The organism is Microvirga sp. P5_D2, from assembly GCF_054049475.1.
In genome coordinates, this window is record NZ_JBFUMH010000286.1 from 1 (window position 1) to 3,792 (window position 3,792).

At 63.2% G+C, this 3,792-nt stretch carries 3 protein-coding genes; 1 reads left to right on the forward strand and 2 read right to left on the reverse strand.

The window, feature by feature from the left end; all coding sequences use genetic code 11:
* Positions 1-563 precede the first annotated feature (563 nt).
* A complete protein-coding gene (locus ACXJKO_RS30490; RefSeq protein WP_457094761.1) occupies positions 564-1,574 on the reverse strand; it encodes a hypothetical protein in 1,011 nt (336 codons plus the stop codon).
* A 159-nt stretch (positions 1,575-1,733) separates the two neighbouring features.
* On the opposite strand from ACXJKO_RS30490, the gene ACXJKO_RS30495 reads away from it, so the two are divergent.
* Positions 1,734-2,999, forward strand: a complete 1,266-nt coding sequence (locus tag ACXJKO_RS30495) for a S8 family serine peptidase (RefSeq protein ID WP_457094762.1) — start codon at positions 1,734-1,736, stop codon at positions 2,997-2,999.
* A 146-nt stretch (positions 3,000-3,145) separates the two neighbouring features.
* Here ACXJKO_RS30495 and ACXJKO_RS30500 read toward each other — a convergent pair whose 3' ends face one another.
* Positions 3,146-3,283, reverse strand: a complete 138-nt coding sequence (locus ACXJKO_RS30500; protein ID WP_457094763.1) for a hypothetical protein — start codon at positions 3,281-3,283, stop codon at positions 3,146-3,148.
* Positions 3,284-3,792 lie beyond the last annotated feature (509 nt).

Below are 3,792 nucleotides of genomic sequence, written 5' to 3' on the forward strand. Positions count from 1 at the left end.
GTCCTGGACCGCTGCTGGCAGCCATCCAGTCCTGAGGGGGCATCACTTTAGACCCCAAGCTGATCACGATGGCTCGGACATCAGGGAGACTGACGTCCAGCCTTGTCGAGGAGCCAAACGGCCGCTGGCTCTCGTGCTCCAGCCGATCAGAGGACCACAGAGGTGATCTCACTCGGTCGCTATCTGCGTTTTGACACAGCCTCGGTCAGGTCGTGAAATTCGTTCACTGAGAGGAACGTCCGATTTTCCTGTCCAAAGCGGAAGTTCGCCCCCTGTCCGGAACGTGCCAGCACTGGACATTCCGCGCTGAAGTTAATGCAAGCGCGTTAGGGTTCGATATGCCGACATGGTTGAGGGGTCCATTCGAGGCCGAGCAGTAACGGCTGAAACTCCCAACGCAACTGCTTCCATGCTTCTGAGTAAACAGCGTCTATTGCCAAGCTTAGGATTAGATACATTTCGTGATTGGTTCGCTCCCGTTCATGTCAGGTACGCTACAAGACATGCGATTCCTTGCATTGTGCGGCCACCCCTCAGGGTTGGGTTCTGCTTTGGCACATCGATCACGCTGCAATAGCCGGGTTCACGGCTGAGCCGTCGGCAAAGAGGACAGCATGGCACGCTGGTGGCGACATACCCTTATCGCGATAGCAGGCATTGCGGCTGCCTTCCCCCTCCGCGTCCAACTTGATCTCGGCCACGGATCCTTTCTGCCCATGTTCGACGGGTCCGCCCTCGCCAAAGGCGGCGATGGTGGTGGCAATGGCGGGGGGAACGGTAACGGTGGTGGAAATGGGAATGGCGGCGGCAATGGTGGTGGCAGAGGCGACGGTGGCGGGAACGGCAGTGGCTCGGCTGGCGGTGGTGCAGGACACGGCAACAGCGGAGGCAACAGCAACTCTGATGGTAGCGGACGTAGTGGCGGGAACGGCAACGCCGGCGGCAACGGAAATGGAGGTGGCAAAGGCAACGGCGGCGGGAATAGCGGTGCCGCGGCTGGCGGTGCAGGAAACGGCAACGGCGGGAGCAACGGGAATTCCAATGGAGGTGGTGTCGGCGGCGGTGCTGGCAACGCCGGTGGGAACGGAAACAGCGGTGGCAATGCCGGCGGCGGAGGCAAAGGTGGCGGAGGTGGCAATGTCGGCAATCAGGGGAATGCGGGCGGCAGCGGGAACGGCAACAATAGTGGGAATGGCAACGGCAATGGAGGCGGGAACGGTGGCGGCAATGCGGGCAATGGAGGCAAGGGCGGCGGCAACGGAAACAGTAGTGGGAACAGCAATGGTGCGGCCGGCGGTGGCGCAGGAAATGGCAACGGCGGCGGCAAAGGCAACTCCAACGCTGGCGGTCTGGGCGGCGGCATAGGCGGCGGGAACGGTGCAGGTAACGGGAACGCAGGCGGGCTCGGTCGCGGCAACAGTGCAGGAGCAAGCGTTGGCGGCGGTGCCAGTGCGGGTAAGGGCAACAACAATGCTGCTGGCAACAGCGGCAATGCCAGTTCGAGCAATAGCAGTAAAGCCAATTCCAGCAAGGCCGCGAGCGCAGGTGCAGGCCAAAGCAGCAGCAAGGGCCATGCGAAGACCAGCGCACCGGGTGCTGGTACCGCACTGAGCGGCAAAAGCCAACGAGCGAATGACAAGGCCCAGGCGAGTACCGGCACGGCATCGGCAAGCCGAAGCAAGGCTGCGGTATCTACCCCTCAGTCATCCAGCCGAGCCAAAGCTGCCGCCCCGGTGCAGGCGGCGAAGAGTGCGGCATCGATCAAGGCTCAACCTGCACGGGCAGTGCCTGTCGTCGACGAGATCGATCGCCGCCCCAAGCCGCGCCAATCATCACGCTCCATCGTGGCCTCAGGCTTATCCCCGGCGGACCTGACCCGACTGACCGCTCAGGGCTTCCGGATCGAGACCCGAACGCAGGGCAGCCTCACGGCTCCGGTGGTCAGGCTTCAAGTGCCAAGCGGCGTCTCGGTGGCACAGGCCAGGCAGCGGGTCCGCCTCGTCGGCGCTCGGGCCTCGGTCGACTTCGACCAGTTCTACTATCTCGATGAGAGCGCCCCGGCCTGCACGGGCGCCGAGTGCCAGTCCGCCCCGCTGGCGGACTGGGCCTCCCTGGTGAAGTGGTCAGGTTCGAACGCCTCGCAATGCGGCCCGGCTCCCCTCATTGGTGTGATCGACACCGGCATCCATGTTGAGCATGACGCTCTGAAGGACCAGGCGATCGAGGTCGTGACGCAACCCACCCGCCGCGCCATCGCCTCGTTGCCCGATCACGGCACGGCCGTTGCAGCCCTTCTCGTCGGGCGGCGAGACAGCCCGACCCCCGGCCTGGTGCCGGATGCACGGCTCGTTGCAGTCGACGCCTTTTACCGCGACGGCGGCACCGCCGATCGGACGGACGTGATGTCGCTGGTCAGCGCGATCGAGGCCTTGGCCGAACGCGGGGTGCGGGTGATCAACCTGAGCCTGTCCGGTCCGGCGAATGAGGTTCTCCAGAAGGCCATTGCGGCCGCCCAGGCCAAGGGCATCGTGATCGTTGCCGCCGCGGGCAACAACGGGGCGGGTGCCGAACCGTCCTATCCGGCCGCCTATCCCGGTGTTGTCGCCGTCACGGCCGTCGATCATGAGCTGAACGTGTACCGGCGGGCGACGCGCGGCCCGTATGTTGATCTTGCGGCGCCCGGAGTGAATGTCTGGACGGCCTCTACCCAGGGCACAGGGTCCCTGAAGACAGGCACATCCTATGCGGTGCCGTTTGTGTCCGCTGCCGCAGGTGTCCTGCTGGCCTCGCGTCCTGAGTTGGACATGAAAGGCGTTCAGGTCCGTCTGGAGGAGAGCACCCTCGACCTGGGCCAGCCCGGGCGGGATCCCACGTTCGGCTTCGGTCTGATCCAGATGGCAAGCCTGTGCTCAGGGCCCGCGGAACCTCCCGCAATCACGACCGCTCATGAGCCTCCGCTTGCTGCGCCTCTCGGTCAGCAAGCCGTTGGGAGGCCTTAACCCCTCTCGTCAAGTCACCCGTCGGGAGCAGGCCGCGCGTGGAGGATGACGGCTAAGGATAGCGCGGCGGCGGTGTCGTCTTCTGCGACGAGAGCTGGCCGATCCTCAAGATGAGACTGCGCGTGAGGAAGTGGCTTCAGGGCGAGCTACCGTTGGGCAACCGTCAGCCGTGGGGACCACAGCGGTCGGAAAAGCGGTTCAGCCACAACCCCGCCGATCATGGCAAAGGCCACTAGGATGAGGCCAAGACGGCCATAGAGCACAATGCGATCCTTACGGGTCATGCACCCTCGCAGACGTTGGGTTGGAATCAGGCCAGACGGATCCTTGTTGTCGATTGTGGCGACAATACTGCTCAGGTCTGAGAGGGTGTGTGCGTTTCCCTCGAACGGTGACCCAATCAGAGCATGGTGCAGCGACTTGGAACTTTGGGTCACGCCCCCCTCGATCAGCTTGAATTGATCCATTCATGAGCCAGCGCCCGGAAGGCCTGAAACGGGTCAAGCTCGGTAGTCCCGCAGTTCTGAACGAAGGTCTGCTCATCCCGGCAATGCGGAAATCCGGGTAAGGTCAGCCTGGTGCCAATAGGCGACCTTTCGACGACTTCAACTCCCGAACCTTTCTCAGCACTTTCATCACACACTCCATCGATCGGCCTACCTACCTTTTCTCCGCATCTTCGCAGGTCACACAATCAGGCCATGCCAAGCTATGCCTTCTGTTTCCCGGATTTGCCGCCGCTCCATCGAGCCCCACATCTTTGGGGAGGGAGATGCAATGACCGACAAGAAGG